This is a genomic window from Paenibacillus sp. NN59, from assembly GCF_057597225.1.
On the sequence record NZ_CP199678.1, the window covers coordinates 687,314 to 704,729 of the forward strand.

At 47.7% G+C, this 17,416-nt stretch carries 16 protein-coding genes; 13 read left to right on the forward strand and 3 right to left on the reverse strand.

Features of this window, described 5'->3' with window-relative positions; translation table 11 throughout:
• Positions 1–52 precede the first annotated feature (52 nt).
• Positions 53–1,228, forward strand: a complete 1,176-nt coding sequence (locus tag ACT89M_RS03155) for an AI-2E family transporter (RefSeq protein ID WP_090924907.1) — start codon at positions 53–55, stop codon at positions 1,226–1,228.
• 97 nt (positions 1,229–1,325) lie between these two features.
• Here ACT89M_RS03155 and ACT89M_RS03160 read toward each other — a convergent pair whose 3' ends face one another.
• Positions 1,326–1,697 carry an ArsR/SmtB family transcription factor gene (locus tag ACT89M_RS03160; protein WP_090924908.1) on the reverse strand — a complete coding sequence of 124 codons (372 nt, stop codon included), beginning with the start codon at positions 1,695–1,697 and terminating at the stop codon, positions 1,326–1,328.
• Positions 1,698–2,268: 571 nt separating this feature from the next.
• On the opposite strand from ACT89M_RS03160, the gene ACT89M_RS03165 reads away from it, so the two are divergent.
• The 7 genes from ACT89M_RS03165 (at position 2,269) to ACT89M_RS03195 (ending at position 10,501) form a co-directional block, all read left to right on the forward strand.
• Positions 2,269–4,569, forward strand: coding sequence for a heavy metal translocating P-type ATPase (locus ACT89M_RS03165; protein WP_308723473.1), 2,301 nt, complete (start codon positions 2,269–2,271; stop codon positions 4,567–4,569).
• A gap of 118 nt (positions 4,570–4,687) precedes the next feature.
• A complete protein-coding gene (locus ACT89M_RS03170) occupies positions 4,688–5,044 on the forward strand; it encodes an SdpI family protein (RefSeq protein WP_251511690.1) in 357 nt (118 codons plus the stop codon).
• Between the two features lie 291 nt (positions 5,045–5,335).
• On the forward strand, positions 5,336–5,785 hold the full coding sequence (locus ACT89M_RS03175) for a MerR family transcriptional regulator (protein ID WP_308723474.1): 450 nt from the start codon (positions 5,336–5,338) through the stop codon (positions 5,783–5,785).
• Positions 5,786–6,039: 254 nt separating this feature from the next.
• Positions 6,040–7,260, forward strand: coding sequence for an MFS transporter (locus tag ACT89M_RS03180; protein WP_154892178.1), 1,221 nt, complete (start codon positions 6,040–6,042; stop codon positions 7,258–7,260).
• A gap of 93 nt (positions 7,261–7,353) precedes the next feature.
• Positions 7,354–7,776: a universal stress protein gene (locus tag ACT89M_RS03185; protein WP_253497672.1), complete on the forward strand. Its 423-nt coding sequence runs from the start codon at positions 7,354–7,356 to the stop codon at positions 7,774–7,776.
• 177 nt (positions 7,777–7,953) lie between these two features.
• Positions 7,954–9,378, forward strand: coding sequence for an aldehyde dehydrogenase family protein (locus ACT89M_RS03190; RefSeq protein WP_308723475.1), 1,425 nt, complete (start codon positions 7,954–7,956; stop codon positions 9,376–9,378).
• A 355-nt stretch (positions 9,379–9,733) separates the two neighbouring features.
• Positions 9,734–10,501 carry a MerR family transcriptional regulator gene (locus ACT89M_RS03195; protein WP_090924914.1) on the forward strand — a complete coding sequence of 256 codons (768 nt, stop codon included), beginning with the start codon at positions 9,734–9,736 and terminating at the stop codon, positions 10,499–10,501.
• Positions 10,502–10,684: 183 nt separating this feature from the next.
• On the opposite strand, the gene ACT89M_RS03200 is transcribed toward ACT89M_RS03195, so the two are convergent.
• Positions 10,685–11,164, reverse strand: a complete 480-nt coding sequence (locus ACT89M_RS03200; protein WP_154892181.1) for a GAF domain-containing protein — start codon at positions 11,162–11,164, stop codon at positions 10,685–10,687.
• Between the two features lie 187 nt (positions 11,165–11,351).
• On the opposite strand from ACT89M_RS03200, the gene ACT89M_RS03205 reads away from it, so the two are divergent.
• The 4 genes from ACT89M_RS03205 to ACT89M_RS03220 all read left to right on the forward strand — a co-directional run bounded on the left by ACT89M_RS03205 (position 11,352) and on the right by ACT89M_RS03220 (position 14,861).
• Positions 11,352–11,648: a hypothetical protein gene (locus ACT89M_RS03205; RefSeq protein WP_145336608.1), complete on the forward strand. Its 297-nt coding sequence runs from the start codon at positions 11,352–11,354 to the stop codon at positions 11,646–11,648.
• A gap of 233 nt (positions 11,649–11,881) precedes the next feature.
• Positions 11,882–12,454, forward strand: coding sequence for a GNAT family N-acetyltransferase (locus ACT89M_RS03210; protein WP_308723476.1), 573 nt, complete (start codon positions 11,882–11,884; stop codon positions 12,452–12,454).
• Positions 12,455–12,701: 247 nt separating this feature from the next.
• The gene (locus ACT89M_RS03215; RefSeq protein WP_308723479.1) at positions 12,702–14,210 is read left to right on the forward strand and encodes a DHA2 family efflux MFS transporter permease subunit; all 1,509 of its coding nucleotides are present in this window, start codon (positions 12,702–12,704) and stop codon (positions 14,208–14,210) included.
• A 159-nt stretch (positions 14,211–14,369) separates the two neighbouring features.
• Complete coding sequence (locus ACT89M_RS03220) at positions 14,370–14,861, forward strand: hypothetical protein (RefSeq protein WP_221791508.1); 492 nt, start codon at positions 14,370–14,372, stop codon at positions 14,859–14,861.
• 98 nt (positions 14,862–14,959) lie between these two features.
• Here ACT89M_RS03220 and ACT89M_RS03225 read toward each other — a convergent pair whose 3' ends face one another.
• Positions 14,960–15,421: a MarR family winged helix-turn-helix transcriptional regulator gene (locus ACT89M_RS03225; protein ID WP_090924920.1), complete on the reverse strand. Its 462-nt coding sequence runs from the start codon at positions 15,419–15,421 to the stop codon at positions 14,960–14,962.
• A gap of 463 nt (positions 15,422–15,884) precedes the next feature.
• On the opposite strand from ACT89M_RS03225, the gene ACT89M_RS03230 reads away from it, so the two are divergent.
• Entirely contained in the window at positions 15,885–17,216 is a 1,332-nt protein-coding gene (locus ACT89M_RS03230) for an MFS transporter (protein ID WP_154892185.1), read from the forward strand.
• Positions 17,217–17,416 lie beyond the last annotated feature (200 nt).

Consider the following 17,416-nt stretch of genomic DNA (forward strand, 5'->3'; position numbering starts at 1 on the left):
CAGAAAGGTGATTATAACGGAAGAAAGATACATAAGAGAGGACGACAAGCCTATGGAGCAACCTGAGCAACAACCTGAGGTACAAACTCGGGTGTGGCCTGAGCGATTCAAACGATTTTTTCTGAACAACAAATTTGTGCTGTTTCTGTTAGTTCTGCTATTGGTAGGACTGAACATTATGGTGCTGACCAAGGTATCCTTTGTGTTCCATCCGCTAGCGGTGTTACTCAAAACAATTCTTCTGCCTATTATTCTGTCGGGTATCCTTTATTATCTGCTCAATCCACTTGTGGATGTGATGGAACGATGGAAAATCAAGCGAGGCTGGGGGATACTGATTCTCTATCTTGCCATTGGTGGCATCTTGACTATTGTGGTGCTGGCAGTTATTCCTGTGCTACGTAATCAGATTATGGGGCTGATCGCCAATTTCCCGACTTACAGTGAAAACGTAAGGGAACAATTCGAGGAATTGACAGGCAATAAGCTGTTCAGCCAGGTGCAAGATACGATCAACATGAACTGGCAGGACTGGTGGGGCACGATTTCCACGAAAGCTACCGAGATCCTCAATTCTACCTGGACGAAGCTTGGCGGGTTCCTTGGTGCATTTACCGAGACCGTGTTATCTATCGTAACCGTGCCATTCATCTTGTTCTATCTTCTCAAAGACGGCAAGAAGTTGCCGGACAAGATTTTGTCTTTTTTGCCAATCAAAAGTCGTACCGGTGCCATGCATGTGTTGCATGATATCAACCACCAGATCAGCTCATTCATCCGTGGACAGATTATCGTTAGTTTCTGTATCGGTGTGTTGCTTTACATCGGGTACATGGTCATTGGTTTGGATTATGCTCTGATTCTTGCAATCATTGCTTCCTTCACGAGTGTTGTACCTTATCTGGGTCCAGCAATTGCGATTACTCCGGCTTTGATTGTAGCTCTGGTGACTTCGCCAGTGATGTTGTTGAAAATGATTGCCGTGTGGACAATTGTACAGTTGATTGAAGGTAAACTTATCTCGCCGCAGATCATGGGTAAAACACTCAAAATTCATCCGATCACCATTATCTTTGTCATTCTGACTTCAGGGAACTTGTTCGGGGTAGTCGGCATCCTGCTTGCGGTTCCGGGATACGCGGTACTTAAAGTGGTGGTGTCACATATATTCAACATGTTCAAAGATAAGTCGGGTCTTTATGATCCGAACAATAACCGTTTGCTGTAACTATTAAAACGGTTCCCTTACACAACAGAAACCCCCGTCCATCGGCATAAGGCCGAATGACGGGGGTTTCTGTTGGTTTGAACAGGCTGGCAGTATCCTAGCCGTGTTTGATATGTTGGAGCGTTTGCAGGAAAATCTGCTCAATGTGAGCATCATCCAAAGAATAAAAAACGGTCTTGCCTTCCTTGCGACGCTTCACAATCCGCATGTTGCGGAGAGAGCGCAGCTGGTGGGAGATGGCTGACTGACCCATGTCGAGCAATACCGTTAGATCATGTACACATAATTCTTTCTGTAACAGTGCATCAATAATACGTAGACGTGTTGGATCACTAAATGCTTTGAACCAATCCGCCATCTCGGAAGAGGTCTCCCGATCTATAAGTGAGGTGCGAATGGTTTGCACATCGGCTTCCGTACCTAAGCAGGCATCATCGCAATCATGTGGAGCTTTAACCGGTTGTTCCATTCCTATCACCGCCTATGTTTAACAACTTGATAGCTCTATTATATCCAAAAAACGCCTAAAGCGAAATGATTACTAATAGGGAGTGTATTGAAACCGACTGAAGTGCATCTTTTACCGCCTTTTCGCCCCCTTCTGCGTCACTTTCCCTTGACGTGCCCCGGCACGCCTGCGGTAAACTTCCTGGCTTGGAACGAAAATTCGGCAAAATCTGCTTCCTTCAGCGTTTTCAGACACGCCCTGCATATTCTGTATCCAAAATCAACACCTTGTGTTGACACTCCGGTTTGGGCATGCATATAATAGGGTTAATTGAACATATGAATGATTGCTCATATATCATTAAATACAAGATTATATAAAAAAAGATGAACTATTTTTTACACAAAAACGGAGAGGACAGAAAAAACCTGGAAAAGCGGAGCGTTCGCCTTTATCACCAAATTTCCCTCTGAAGATGAAAGGGATAAAAGAAATTTGGGGATAACAGCGATTGGAAGGTTATTCTGTCATCGTAGTGCTCGTGTAATACCTTTAGTTCAACTTTTTTCGGACTGCAAAGGGGAGAATTCACATGGGAACCGAACAGGAACAGGTGAAAAGGGAACTGCTGCTTGACGGACTGGATTGTGCCAACTGTGCACTGAAGATTGAAAATGGTGTGAGTAAAATTAAGGGCATTAATGAATGCTCCGTTAATTTTGTAACCAAAACGTTATCCATGTACACCAACTCCGATATGGAAGAGCAGGTAGTGGAGGAAGTGAGACGCAAGGTGTTGCGGCTGGAGCCACATATTCGTATCTCGGAAAAAGGGTCGGGTAGTCTTGCCCACACGAACGTAAGCCAAGCGGGTGGCACGCATAAGCATCAACATCAGAGCCATGCTCATTCACATGAACATTCACATGGACATACTCATGATCATGGACACAGTCATGGACATGATCACAGCTATACGCATAATCACGCCGAAGGCAGTGATGCTCATGCAGGGCATTCACATGAGCATGGTGCCGGACAGACCAAAACGTTACTAGCCCGCCTTGCTACGGGGTCTGTGTTGCTGGCCGCAGCGATCTGGTCACCGCTCGATGGCTGGGCACAGCTTGCGCTATACGTAGTGGCTTATCTCATCGCTGGTGGCGATATCGTGCTACAGGCATTCAAAAACATCATTCGCGGTCAGGTGTTTGATGAGTACTTCCTGATGACGGTTGCCACGCTAGGTGCGTTTGCCATCGGAGAGTATCCTGAGGGTGTCGCGGTCATGCTCTTCTATCAGCTCGGAGAGCTGTTCCAGGGCATGGCAGTGAATCGCTCGCGCAAGTCGATTCAGTCCCTGATGGATATTCGCCCGGATTATGCGAATATACTCACGGGAGCAGGGGAGGAAACGCGGCGTGTCTCCCCGGAAGAGGTTCGCATTGGCGACCGGATTGTGGTTAAAGCCGGTGAGCGTGTGCCCCTCGACGGTATCGTAAAGGCAGGCCGCTCCATGGTAGACACATCCGCGTTGACGGGGGAATCTGTTCCACGGGAACTGGAGCCTGGAAGTGATGTACTCAGCGGATTTGTGAACAAAAACGGCATGTTAACCATAGAGGTCACCAAAACCTTTGGTGAATCCACCGTATCCAAAATCCTCGATATGGTGCAGAATGCCAGCAGCCGCAAGGCGAAAACGGAGCATTTTATCAGCAAATTTGCCCGGTATTACACACCTGTTGTGGTCATTCTCGCTGCTCTGATTGCCTTCGTTCCGCCACTGCTACTTAGCGGTGCAACGTTTGCAGACTGGATCTATCGTGCGCTGGTGTTCCTCGTTATTTCATGTCCTTGTGCACTTGTTGTATCGATTCCGCTTGGCTTCTTTGGCGGGATTGGTGCAGCTTCGCGTAACGGTATTCTGGTCAAAGGAAGTAATTACCTGGAAGCTCTAAATGACGTTAAAGTGGTAGTGTTCGACAAAACGGGCACATTAACCAAAGGTGTTTTCAAAGTCACGTCTGTTCATCCTGAAGGTACGCATACGGAAGAGGAACTGATGAAGCTGGCCGCGATTGCCGAAGCAAACTCCAATCATCCGATTGCGGAATCCATTCGTGCCGCTTGGGCGAAAGATATTCCCTTGCAAGGTGTGGATGGATATGACGAAGTAGCCGGACATGGGATCAAAGTAAATGTGAACGGTCAGGAAGTGCTCGCAGGCAACGCGAAGTTGATGGAGCAGGCAGGGATCATGTATACGAAGCCGCAAACGGTAGGAACGGTTGTGCATGTAGCTGAAGCCGGAGAGTATGTCGGACACCTCATTATTGCGGACGAAGTGAAGGAAGATGCAGCGTCTGCGATAGAGGCACTCAAGCAGCTCGGCATACACAAAACGGTCATGTTGACCGGCGATGCCAAAGCGGTAGGCGAGGCAGTTGCACGCCAGCTTGGCGTGGATGAGGTTCATGCCGAACTTCTACCGCAGGATAAAGTCGAACGACTGGAACAACTGGAACAAAACAAATTACCGAAGGAAAAAATGATCTTTGTCGGTGACGGGATTAACGATACACCCGTGCTGGCCCGTGCAGATGTCGGTGTTGCCATGGGCGGACTCGGATCGGATGCAGCAATTGAAGCAGCGGATGTGGTGATCATGACGGATGAACCGTCCAGAATCGCCAGTGCCATCCGTATTGCGAAGCGTACACGCCGCATTGTCTGGCAGAATATCGGATTTGCGCTGGGAGTCAAAGCAATCTTTCTGTTGCTGGGTGTATTCGGGATCGCCACCATGTGGGAAGCTGTTTTCTCCGATGTGGGTGTGACGGTGCTTGCGGTACTGAATGCGATGCGGGTTCTACGAATTAAGGACGTTTAAATGGTTTGAAACGTACAGCACGGCTCTGCGTATATACGTAGAGCCGTTTTACTTTATTTATGGCAGACTGTGAACCGAATTGGCCTGAGAGCTAAAGTGAAAAGAAGGAGCGAGTATTTTGGCAGGAGCATTCGTGGGGATTATATGCGGCGTATGTTATTTCATTTTGGGATTGATGGTGTATAAGAAGCCGCCAAAACAAATTAACGGAATATATGGGTATCGTACACCACGTGCAATGAGCGACCGGGCGCTGTGGGAAGAAGCGCAGCGGTACAGTTCGGCACTGATGATGCAATTTGGAGTTATTATTACCGCCTTTGGCGTGATCGGTTTCTGGCTTACGGATGTGCGTGCGTTGGTACTGAGTCTAGTCGCTGTTGGTTTCTATACCATCAGGCTGTTTACCCGGGTGGAAGGCCGTTTGAAGCAAATGCAAAGGGCACAGCAGGAACAGGACAAGCAAGAGAAATAAGAGAAGTGAGATGAGTAAGGAAAGTAAGATAAGACAAGGTCAGAACAAGTAATGTCAGTAAGTACATGCAGAGCAACATGCTTAATGACCTGTATTATCACCGAGATCCGCGGATGCGGGTCTTTTTTTGTCTTTATTTTCTGCTTCTGTTTCAAATACGGAATGGAATGATCGATTATATCTATCATTTTAACGGTTAAATTCCAAGCTAAAATCTAACGTTGACGTTAACGTTAGAATTATATATAATTATGTACATAATATTAATGACATATAAGCGAGGTGGAGTCGATGAATTTGTTCAAAATTGATGATGTCGCCAAAGCCTGCGGACTGACGAAGCGTACCATTCGATATTACGAAGAGATTGGTGTGATGCCTTCACCTCAGCGGACAGACGGCGGAACGAGGCTATATTCACAGGATGACATCGACTATTTGAAAAAAGTGGTTCGAGCCAAAGAGGTGCTTGGCTTTTCGTTACAAGAACTTCATGCCTATGTAGCTACGACAGATGTGCTGAACGAGCAACGTTTCGACTATCAGCAGACCACTGAGGTGAAAGAGCGGATCGAAAAGCTCACCCTGATGGAAGCCACATTGGATGGTCAGTTGCAGTTGCTGGAGCAGAAGCTTCAGAGCATTCATGCTGTACAACAGGAGCTGGAGGAGCTTCGTGGGCGCGTTAGAACGGGCATACAGACGTTGCAAGCCAACGCTCGTGAGAGAAACGAAGATTAAGACGAGTAGCCAACAGAGAAGGCAACAAGAAGCCGAAGTGAAAAGATACGCATAGGGAGCTTTTGCAAGTCTTTATGTGGGAGTGCAGAGCAGTATGGATGAATGCAATACACCGGGATTTCCGGTGTCCTTGTGCTGTTTTTGCAACTCGTTTTCTGAAAAAAAACAAGAAAACTCATGAAAATACAACTAATCAATTGTTCTTAATTATTTTCACCGTCTCAACATTACACATTACATCGGAGGAATGACCTATGAAAAGAGAACCATCACTACCTGACGAATTTCCCTCATCCCGTGGAGGTCTGCTGTCCCAACCACGAGCAGTCTGGGCTGTAGCCTTCGCCTGTATCATCTCGTTTATGGGCCTGGGCTTAGTTGACCCGATTCTGCCAGCCATTGCGGATCAGCTACATGCGTCCAAAAGCCAGGTGTCCTTGCTATTTACCAGCTATAACGCGGTAACAGGGATCGCCATGCTGATTACGGGTGTGGTTTCCAGCCGGATTGGCGTGAAATGGACACTGCTCAGCGGTATATTGCTGATTATTGTATTTTCGTTCCTTGGCGGTACATCGGACACGGTCGGAGCGCTGGTTGGTTATCGCGGGGGCTGGGGACTCGGGAATGCCTTGTTCATCGCCACCGCGTTGTCAGCTATTGTTGGCTTGTCCACGTCAGGGACAGCCAAGGCTATTATTTTATACGAAGCAGCACTGGGTCTAGGGATTGCCGTTGGTCCGCTACTTGGCGGGGAACTGGGTTCGATCTCTTGGCGCGGCCCGTTCTACGGGGTAGCTGTACTGATGGCAATTGCGTTTATCAGCATCATGTTTATGTTGCCCAAAATGGCTAAACCGAAAACACGCAGCACGTTATCCGATCCGTTCAAAGCGCTCGGGTACCCTTCACTGAAAACATTGGCGATAACCGCCTTTTTATATAACTTTGGATTCTTTACGTTGATGGCGTACTCCCCTTATGTCATGAAACTGGACGAACACGGCCTTGGGTATGTTTTCTTCGGATGGGGATTGATGCTGGCGATTACGTCCGTCTTTGTGGCACCGAAGCTGCAGCGCCGATTTGGCTCCGTGCCTTCCATGAGTGTCATGCTCACGTTGTTTGCGCTGGACTTGCTGGTGATGGCTGTGGGTACGGTAATGGGCTCATCGGTGACGGTTATTGTTGCGGTGATCGTAGCAGGGATTTTCCTTGGAATAAACAATACGTTGATCACAACGGCTGTGATGGAGGCCGCTCCAGTGGAGCGCTCCGTAGCCTCTGCGGCGTACAGTTTTGTGCGGTTTATGGGCGGTGCACTAGCCCCTTGGCTTGCGGGTAAATTGTCTGAATGGTTTTTGCCAGAAACGCCGTTTTACTTCGGTGCGTTAATGGTGCTGATCGGTGTTGCTGTATTGTTGATGCGTCGTCGTCACCTGCGGGATATTGATGCGTCCATCACAGCTCATTAAGAGTTGGTTTATGCCTACAGGAAATTAGTACGAGCGCAACGCGTGGATAGATGTAGATGTTTAGAACCGATAAACAGACTGGAGGATATGGGTATGCTAAAACGAATATTGGTCGCTGTAGATGAATCGGATCATGCGAAAAAGGCGCTGGAACAGGCTCTGATGCTGGCTGAACAGATGAAACATCCTGTCAGTCTGACGATTATGCATGTGAATCCTTCTATCTCAATGAACGAACCAGCGCTTGGCGTTGATTTGGAGGAACGTATCGCTGAAGAGGGGAAGCACATTATAGAGCCAGTGGTTGAACAAATGGTTGGTCGCGGTGTGGACTACGAGACATTGCTGGTTGCAGGTGATCCTGTAACTGAAATCTGCCGGATGGCGAGTGAGCGGAAATGTGACCTGGTTGTGATGGGCACCGGTGGCAAAAGTGTGCTGGCTGAGATTGTAGTCGGCAGTGTCAGTCATGGTGTGCTGAAGCATGCCGAATGTCCGGTACTGACGGTGAAATAAAGCAACGATTTTTCTAAAGATCATCCACCGCACGGCCCTACCAACAACCAGTACCGAGTAACTTATATCGTTTCGTCAACTGGGTGGAAGAGGGCGAAATGGTGTATAACTAGAGTAGAGTTATGTAAGGATGGTAGTTACTCGCGAATCGAATGAACGGGAACGGAGGATGCGTTTATGAAAAAACAACATCTGTTTATCGGCGGTAAGTATACCGAATCGGTACACTATACAACACTTCGAGCACCTTATTCCGGGGAAACGCTGGCAGAAGTGGCTTCGGCCTCGGCGGAGGAGACTGAAGCCGCCATTGCGGCGGCTGTGAAGGCACGTAAAGCGATGCGCCAAATGCCTGCACATCAGCGTGCAGACTTGCTGTACAAGCTGTCGGCCATGCTGGAGGAACGTAAAGAAGAGGCAGCCCGCATCGTTGCATTAGAGGCGGCAAAGCCGATCACGGCGGCAAGAGGCGAGATTGATCGTACGATCGAGACCTATCGGTTTGCTGCCGAAGAGGCAAAACGTTTGACTGGAGAGACCGTTCCGATGGATGCGGCAAAAGGCGGCGAAGGTCGTATTGGTTATACGATGCGGCAGCCGCTGGGGGTGATTGGGGCCATTACACCGTTCAATTTTCCGATGAATCTGGTTGCTCACAAGGTTGGACCCGCACTGGCTGCTGGAAATACCATCGTGCTTAAACCTGCGGAACAGACTCCGCTGTCTGCCTATTACATCGCAAACCTGCTCCAAGAGGCAGGGTTGCCAGACGGAGCACTGAATGTGGTGAGCGGTGATGGTAAAACAATTGGCGATGTACTTGTGAGCCATCCGGATGTAGCTTATCTTACCTTCACAGGTAGCCCGGCCGTAGGAACAAACATCCGCAGCAACGCAGGACTGAAACGTGTTACGCTGGAGCTGGGTTCCAATGCGGCTGTCATTGTAGACAAAGATGCGGATCTCGACAAGGTCATCCCGCGCAGCGTTACGGGAGCTTTCACATATCAGGGCCAGGTATGCATTTCGTTACAGCGCATCTATGTGCATCAGTCGATTGCCGAGCCATTTATTAAGCGCTTTGCCGAAGCTGCTGAACAGGTTGTGATCGGTGATCCGCTGAACGAGGATACGGTCGTATCAGCACTCATTACATCTAAGGATGTACAACGTACTCTGGACTGGATTGAAGAAGCGAAACAGGCAGGGGCAACCGTGGTCGCAGGTGGTGAGGCTGAAGGAGGCGTATTGCGTCCAACCGTGCTTGCGAATGTGCCACGCGATGCAAAGGTTTCTTGTCAGGAAGTGTTTGCACCGATTGTTGTGATTAACAAGGTTGATTCCGTAGAAGAAGGCATTCAGCATGTTAACGACTCTATGTATGGACTTCAAGCTGGGGTATTCACGAATGACATTCAAACGGCACTTCGAGCTGTGGATGACATTGAAGCGGGCGGTGTAATGATTAATGATATCCCGACATTCCGGGTAGATCATATGCCGTATGGCGGTGTGAAGCAAAGTGGCATCGCGCGTGAAGGTGTGAAATATGCAACGGAAGAAATGACGGAATTGAAGTTTGTCATGTTTAACAAAAATTAAGTGAGTTCATCGCTTGTAATAAACCGATTATATGAAATTTTCGAAGATCCTGTATCCATCTCATGGTGCAGGATTTTTGCTTGTAATTTTATATCACAAACGATCGATATCCGCTTAAAATTTCCTAAAAAAAACGATCATTTTTCTGCACTGACTATAGGTTCACAATGGGTGAGAAGGGTATAAAATAGGTAACATCCTGCAAGCAACTGTCTGAACCCGTTGAATTTCATAGGGCATGGGTGCACGCATTTTCAACTGCGTTTTCAATTCTTTTGTATCTTTTTAAATATATCGGAAGCAATACGGCGGGTGAACACACAGAGGACGCATAACAGGTAGGAGGTGAATTCATATGGCGTATTCTATGACGGATGTATCGGGTATGTCAGGTGTGAGCCTAAGTGAGTTAAGTCATTATGCGGAGCTGGGGTTATTGTCCCCTGCCTTTCGTGGACTGGATGAGGATATTTATTATGAAAAAAAAGAGTTGCTGACGCTGCAGCAGATTCTGTTCTGCAAGGAAGCAGGAGTAGCGGAGGAAGAGATCGGCTCTATGCTTAAGGAAGAGCCTGTGGAGATCATCCGTGTCATGCGGCAACATCGTATCCGAATTTTGGAGGAAGCACTTCGCCTGCACGGTTTGATCCAAACGCTGGATCGAACGGTTTCTTATCTGCAAGGGGAAGAGACGATAGAGGAGCACGAACTCTACCATGGCTTCGAACATAATACGCGTCATGCCAGATTGCCAGAAGCAGGTCAAACACAGCACTTGCCTGAGACCCTGCCGTCACGTGAATCGAAAGCGGAGAAGATCGAGTTGAAATCCAAAGAGGATTTTTTGGACTCACAGACCAGAATCGATCAGATTCATCTGGATCTGAAGCAGGCGCTGGAGCTTGGGCTTGAACCGGGCAATCCGGCTGTGCAGGAGATTATTGGAAGACACCTTGAATGGATCAAAGGATATTACACACCTACGGCTGAGATTTATCGGGATTTGGCCAATCTGTACGTGGAGCACCGCGATTTTCGGAACATGTATGACGGTTATCATCCAAGACTGGCAGAGTTTCTGCGAGAGGGAATGATCATCAAAGCGTCACAGGATCTATCCTGAATGCATAAAGTAACATGGGCGGGCAAGATGATTGGTAAGAACATTGGTAAGAGCATTCGTAAGAAAATAACAACAAAAAGCGCAGACCTCCGGGAGGGCTGCGCTTTTTGTTCGTACATATGGATATCACCGGGTGAGGACAGAGTCCTCTTGTTCACATGAATTGGAGATGAATCGGACGGCTTACAGTTGCTCGACGAGCAAGCTAACCGCTTTTTCCAGGAAGATACGATCCTCATCGTCAAAACGGTTTTTGATCGGGCTGTCGATATCGAGTACGCCATATAATTGTCCGTCTTTGATGATCGGAACAACGATCTCACTGTTGGATGCAGCATCACAGGCGATATGGCCTGGAAAAGCATGCACATCATCAACAACGAGTGTGCGTCTCTCCGCAGCAGATGTGCCGCATACCCCGCGTCCAAGTGGAATACGGATGCAAGCAGGCAATCCCTGAAACGGTCCGAGGACCAGTTCTTTTCCATCATACAGATAGAATCCGACCCAGTTGGTGTCGGTTAGAAATACATTGAGCAGCGCAGCAGCGTTAGCCAGATTGGCAATCGCACTAGGTTCATCGCGGATCAGAGCACTTAACTGTCCCAGGACGGCGGTGTGCTGCTCGCTTCGTGTTCCTTCATAGGAAACAGCTTGAAACATGGTGAATCACCCTCCCGAGCAAAAATGGTACTTATTTTCAAGATAGTGCAGTAGATGCGGTTAGTCAAGCGGAATGATTTTGGAAAGAGATGACAGTACCTGGATTATGCACCTGTTTCTTCGCTTCTTTCGCGGGGTAATTACTTAGCAACCAAGAAGGGCTACAACCCGGGAAGGAGCTTAGCTTATGCATGCAGAAGTACAGAATCTATTCGTACGAATTCATCTTCTATATTTTGCCCAAAATCAGGATTTAAACGTAAGCGACGCGTTGCCTTTGTTAGAAGAGCGAGGATATCGCGTGGGTGAACGTGAGATCAAGCAGGAGCTTGAACACCTGACGCAAGAGAACTTCCTGACTGCCCACGGAGATCAGTGGAGCCTGACCGGGACAGGCATTGAGGAGTATAAGGAAATTGTTGCTGTGCTTGGTCGGGTGAGCGAAGAATTGTTGCCCGACAGTAAGAAGGCCTCTCCGGCGTAAAACTGTTGCAGATCAAGTTTTGCGAGCAACTGAGCAAATAAAGATTGATTCTCGGCATAGAACAGGACAACCTGTGCTGGTGGATTCATAGGTACATCAAGACCGGGAGCGGATGCGCCCGGTTTTTTGATATGATCAGAGGAGTGAACAGTTGCCAATTGGTGCAGGTTATGGTTAGATGGCTAATGAATCTTATGGTCTGCAAGAGAAGGATCGGATCGGAGTGTCAAGTGATGTATAAATGTAAAGGAAGAATCCCGGAACTGGAGACACCGCGGTTACGCTTACGGAAAATGCGCCGTAAGGATGCTGCGCAGATGTTCGTACACTGGTCCGACCGGGAGGTCACACGGTACATGAATCTCGCGCCCATGATTGGGACAAGCGAGGCGGCCGATATGATTGGGCTGCTGAATCATATGGCAGGGGAAGAAGACGCCATTCGGTGGGGCATTGAACTGAAAGCTACCGGCAAACTTATCGGTAGTTGCGGATTCAATACCTGGCAGCTGGAAGGGGCATTTCGGGGTGAGATCGGATATGAGCTGGGCCGTGAGTACTGGCGTTACGGCTATATGTCTGAGGCATTCACAGCGCTGCTACCCTTTGGTTATGAGACGATGGGATTGAACCGGATTGAAGCACTTGTGGACCCGCGTAACGCGGCCTCAGGAACTTTCCTGACAAGTCAGGGATTTACAAGAGAGGGCCTGCTTCGCCAGGTACAGCATACGTCTACGGGATACAAGGACATGGTGATGTACTCGCTATTATATGATGAGTTCCTTCGCAATAAGAGAAGGTAGTGGCAAGGAAGGTAGGAAAAGATACTTAATTTATTTTGAGATTACACATTAACGAAGAAACAGAACAAAGCTGGAGAAGTGGAACGTTCACCTTTATCACCAGATTTCTCTTTATAGAAAAGAGATGGAAAAATCTGGGGATAACTGTGATCGAAAGCTTGTTCTGTTTTGGAGCAGAAAGTAAAATCAACTGTTAATTATGTATAAGATTAAAGAGAGAAGGGTTTGTGTGAATACAACAGGAGGTTTGAAGCGCAGTTTCATTCTTGCGGGTTTGTTGCTGGCAACGTTTCTGTCCGCGATCGAAGGCACGGTAATCGGTCCGGCGGGTCCAACGATTGTCAGCGAATTGGGGAGCGTGCAACTGCTTAGCTGGATTTTTACCGCATACCTGCTCACGATGGCAGTCAGTACTCCGATTTTTGGGAAAATCAGTGACATTTATGGACGTAAACCCGTGTTTCTCATCGGTTGTGCCTTGTTTTTGCTGGGCTCACTCTTATGCTGTCTTTCGCAGAATATGGAGCAACTGATCATCTACCGTGCCATTCAGGGGATTGGTGCAGGCGCTGTAGTACCGGTTACCTTTACGATTATCGGGGATATTTACCGCATTGAGGAACGGGGCAAAATCCAGGGCTGGATCAGCTCGGTATGGGGGATCTCGTCTCTCGTTGGCCCGTTGCTCGGCGGTTATTTCGTGGATAACCTCGGCTGGCAGTGGATCTTCGGATTTAATGTACCGTTTGGTTTGCTTGCCATGTGGTTTGTATTCCGTTATCTCAAAGAGGACATTTCACCGCGTACCGCTAAAATTGATTATGTTGGTGCGCTCACCTTCACCGTTGGTATTACCGCTATGCTCTTTGTTTTGTCGGCAGGCGGGCAGTATTACGCGTGGAGTTCTCCATTGATTGTGGGACTGAGCGTGGTCGCTGTTTTGTTTCTTATCTTGTTTTTTGTGGTGGAAAAAAGAGCCCAGGCCCCGATGGTTCCACTTCATCTGTTCCGTATTCGGGACATCCGGGTGGCGAATATCGCCGGCCTGCTGACCAGCACATTGATGATCGGCTTAACCAGCTATCTGCCACTCTGGGTGCAGGGAGTACGTGGAGGCAATGCAACCGAGTCCGGTTTGCTGCTCGCGCCTATGTCCGTTGGCTGGCTGATCGGTAGTGTATGGGCAGGCCGATTGTTGCTCAAGATTGGATCACGGCTGACCAGCTTAATTGGACTTACCGGGATCGCCATTGGTTCAGGTGGGCTGTTCTTAGTTGGTGGAACCTCGCCACAAACTGTGTTGTTTATTTTGACCTTCATTTATGGTCTTGGTTTTGGTTTTGCCTTTACGATCTTTACGATTATCGCGCAGTCGTCTGTGAGGTACAAAGAGCGTGGTTCTTCAACGGCACTGCATACGTTCATGCGTACACTCGGCCAGACGATCGGGGCGGCGGCATTTGGAACGTGGCTGAATTTCCGTATCTCGACACTGTCGAGTGAACAAAATTTAGCGGCATCAGGTATATCGGAGAAGGATCTGAATGAGCTGCTTGCACCGCATACCGATGTTGCGTTATCGGACGAGAAGTGGGCGTTGCTACGCAGTGTGCTGGAGGGTAGCTTGCACTCCTTGTTTGTCATCATGTTTGTTATTGCGATCGTTTCATGGGTCACTACGCTGGCCTTGCGCAAAAGGCTAATTGTTCCTGAGGATGCAGATGCCCCGCCGCAAGTGGAAGCCATGCAGAAGTAACTGACATGCTGGGAGAAGGAATGGAAATACACCGCAAAACAAGGGGATTCAAGGATCGATGCATATTTTCGCTATGTACTAAAAGCAGCTGAACATCAGCTGCTTTTTATATTTCAATGGGTTTGGTATGATGAATTGGAAAAAGGAGGATGATGTGACTTGAGCAACCCGAAGTGGCTAGCCCTGCATTCCGTTTCCTTTCCTGTCCGTATCTTCTCAGCATTGCTGACTTGTATTTCAATCTCTGTCATTATGGTTTTTATTAACTATGTACCGGTTGCCGAGCGAATGGAGAATACGTACTATTATCCGCTATGGTATTCATTAGTTATAGCTGTACTGATTACTCTAGCAATCGCCATTTTTCTTATTCTTCCGCTGTCACTTTTGACGGATGCGGTGACTCTGTCCTTAGCGCGACGATTCAAAGGAGTTGCGATGCAGGTTGTTTCCATCATGATTGGTTATGTGCTGTTAGCAGGATCAAGCGGTGTTCTGTTCTCTGTTTTTGTGTTTCGGGAAGATACGTTTCTTTACATGGGGGCAATCCGCCAGATGTTCATCTTCACCCCGATCTTTCTGGGCTGGCAATATATTTTGAGGGCTGGGTCTCATTGGCTAAAAAATAATAAACAAGCAAAAACCGGATGAGCCTTGGTCAGACCCATCCGGTTTTTGCATCTCTACCACTCTTTTAAGTTATCCAACGTAAACCTGGTTACCTGGCTCGGATGTGGCGTGCATACGTTCTAGCTGCTTGCTGACAGACTTTCTGCACCATGCGCCAGTCTTCCTAGAAGCTCGGACAGCAGTTCTTTGTCCTCTTCGCTTAGACCGCTGACTGCGCGATCAATCTTGACCGCATATCCTGGATAGATGTCATCCATCGTGCGCTGGCCTTCTTCTGTCAGTTCGACAAAAATGATTCGTCTGTCTTGCGGACAATGTTTGCGGCGTAGAAGCCCTTTTTGCTCCAGCTTGTCAATGACATAGGTAACGTTCCCACTCTGCAACAGCAGTTGAGCCCCTACCTGCTGGATTGGTTGTGCTCCTTTCATATATAACACTTCGAGCACTCCGTAGGCAGTCGGGTTAAAGCCATGTACTTTACTTCCAGATACAGCGTGTTCATTCACACTTTTGAACGTATGAGCCAGGGTGCGGTACAGATGAAGTGAACGTTCTGTCCCGATCTCTTGTAATTCCAGCATGCTGATCCCGCCTTTCAGTGTATTTATATAAGTTGACGTGATATATGAAGGTTCTCTTTGCTGTATAAGTTTGAACTAAGGTTAATTTACCCGTACATCAAGTTAAACCTATACAAAGCGTTTAGTAAAAGATCAGATCAACTTATATGAGTTGGATCATTATATCAATTGACGAATCAGAGGATCGTCATATATTCATTGTAGACCTCAATTTGGCCGAAAAACATGCGATATGTCACAAGATTTGCATTTTTAGCATTTAAAATTTGATCATTTGTCACGATTTTGGATACATATTTCGATTGGAGCAACCAAATGGATTAGAGTGCAGAATACCAGGGGAATGAAAAATCATCCTGTGGATGTTCTATCATCTCCGACTCGGGCAGGAGGTTCTACCCGAGTCTCTTTTATATAATCATTTTCATATTAAACATTCGGAAAATGATGGAGGAGAAGTGAGATGACGAATTACACTTTAACGGGTCAAGGGACACTGAAACAGAATCGTGCATTCATGACATTAATGGTATCTCAGGCGATATCCAACTTGGGGGATTGGCTACACCTGTTGGCTATTTTCACACTGGTAGGGCTTCGCTGGAATGCAACGCCTTGGGAGATCACGTTTGTAATGTTATCTGCGGCACTGCCGATGCTACTCACAGGGCCGTTTGCCGGTGCTCTGGCAGATCGCCTGAACCGAAAGTGGATGATGATTACAGCGGATGCTGCCCGAATTATTATCGTGGGTGCATTTATTTTTGCGGATCAGATCTGGCATGTTTATGTGTTGCTTATTCTTAAATCTTTATTTGATATCATGTTCTCACCCGCCAAGAACGGTAAGTTAAAAGAAATTGTGCCGCATCACCAGCTTGCTCAAGCGGTTTCCATTAGCTCGGTGATTGAACAGATGTCCAAAATTATCGGACCGGCGCTGGGCGGATTACTTGTAGCCGGGTTTGGGATTACGTGGTGTTTTGTGCTGGATGCATCGTCATTTCTGATTTCTGGCCTCATTTTATTGTGGATTCCTGGACATCGGGTGATCCAACGGACGAATTCTGACGTAACAGAAGTAGAGGAAGAGACAGCAGGATCGATTCAAGTCAAACAATCCTTTTGGAAAGAAACACTTGAGGGCATCCGTATGCTAGCTTCTCTGCCTCATGTCGGAACGTCACTTTTTTTACTGGCATCCGCGATTTTGTTTCTGCAATTTGCTGATTCACAGACTGTAGTTTTATTCAGGCAACTACCTGGCATTTCCGGTGATCTGCTTGGATGGTGCGTTGCCGCAAGTGGTGTTGGAACGTTAATCGCAGCGATGAGTGTCCGGAAATGGAAAACAGCGAGCCACGGGTTAAAAATGGGGCTAGGAACCGCTGTAACAGGTCTTGTCATTGGAACGGCTGGATTAGTCGTGGTTGTATGGCCTTCAGCAGGAATAGGCGCACAGCTGCTTCTTATTTCGCTGTTTGCCTTGGCGGGTGTGGGTATCGGGTTTGCAGTCGTGCCTTTTCAGATTCTGCTGCAAGAACAGACCCCTGAGCCGATGACAGGCAGGGTATTTGGTACCGTAGGCAGTGTGATGACAACGAGCAACATTCTCGGCCCTGTGGCTGGCGGGTTATTAGTGACTTCGTTTGGTGTTGTGCCTGCTTTTGTAAGTTCAGGCATTCTGTTGACACTGCTGGGTCTGCTGTATTTGTTGAAGCCAAGAGCGAAGAGCGGAGAAGATCTGGAGGCAGTTCTTCCGGCGAAATCCGTGGCAACCGGAGAGGTGTCGTAAGGCCGTTTTTGAGAGGTAATCATTGCGCATGAAGGCGGAAATTGATTTAAATTTAAAATGTTTTTAGTGAAAAATCGTTTGAGGAAACGCCTTCACGTTTAATGAGGAACAGGCAGAAATCCCTGTATTCTAATTAATCCTAGGGGAAAACTCAGATGTCTTGTTCCACCAACGCTAGCGCGGAAAGGGGGTGAAGCAAC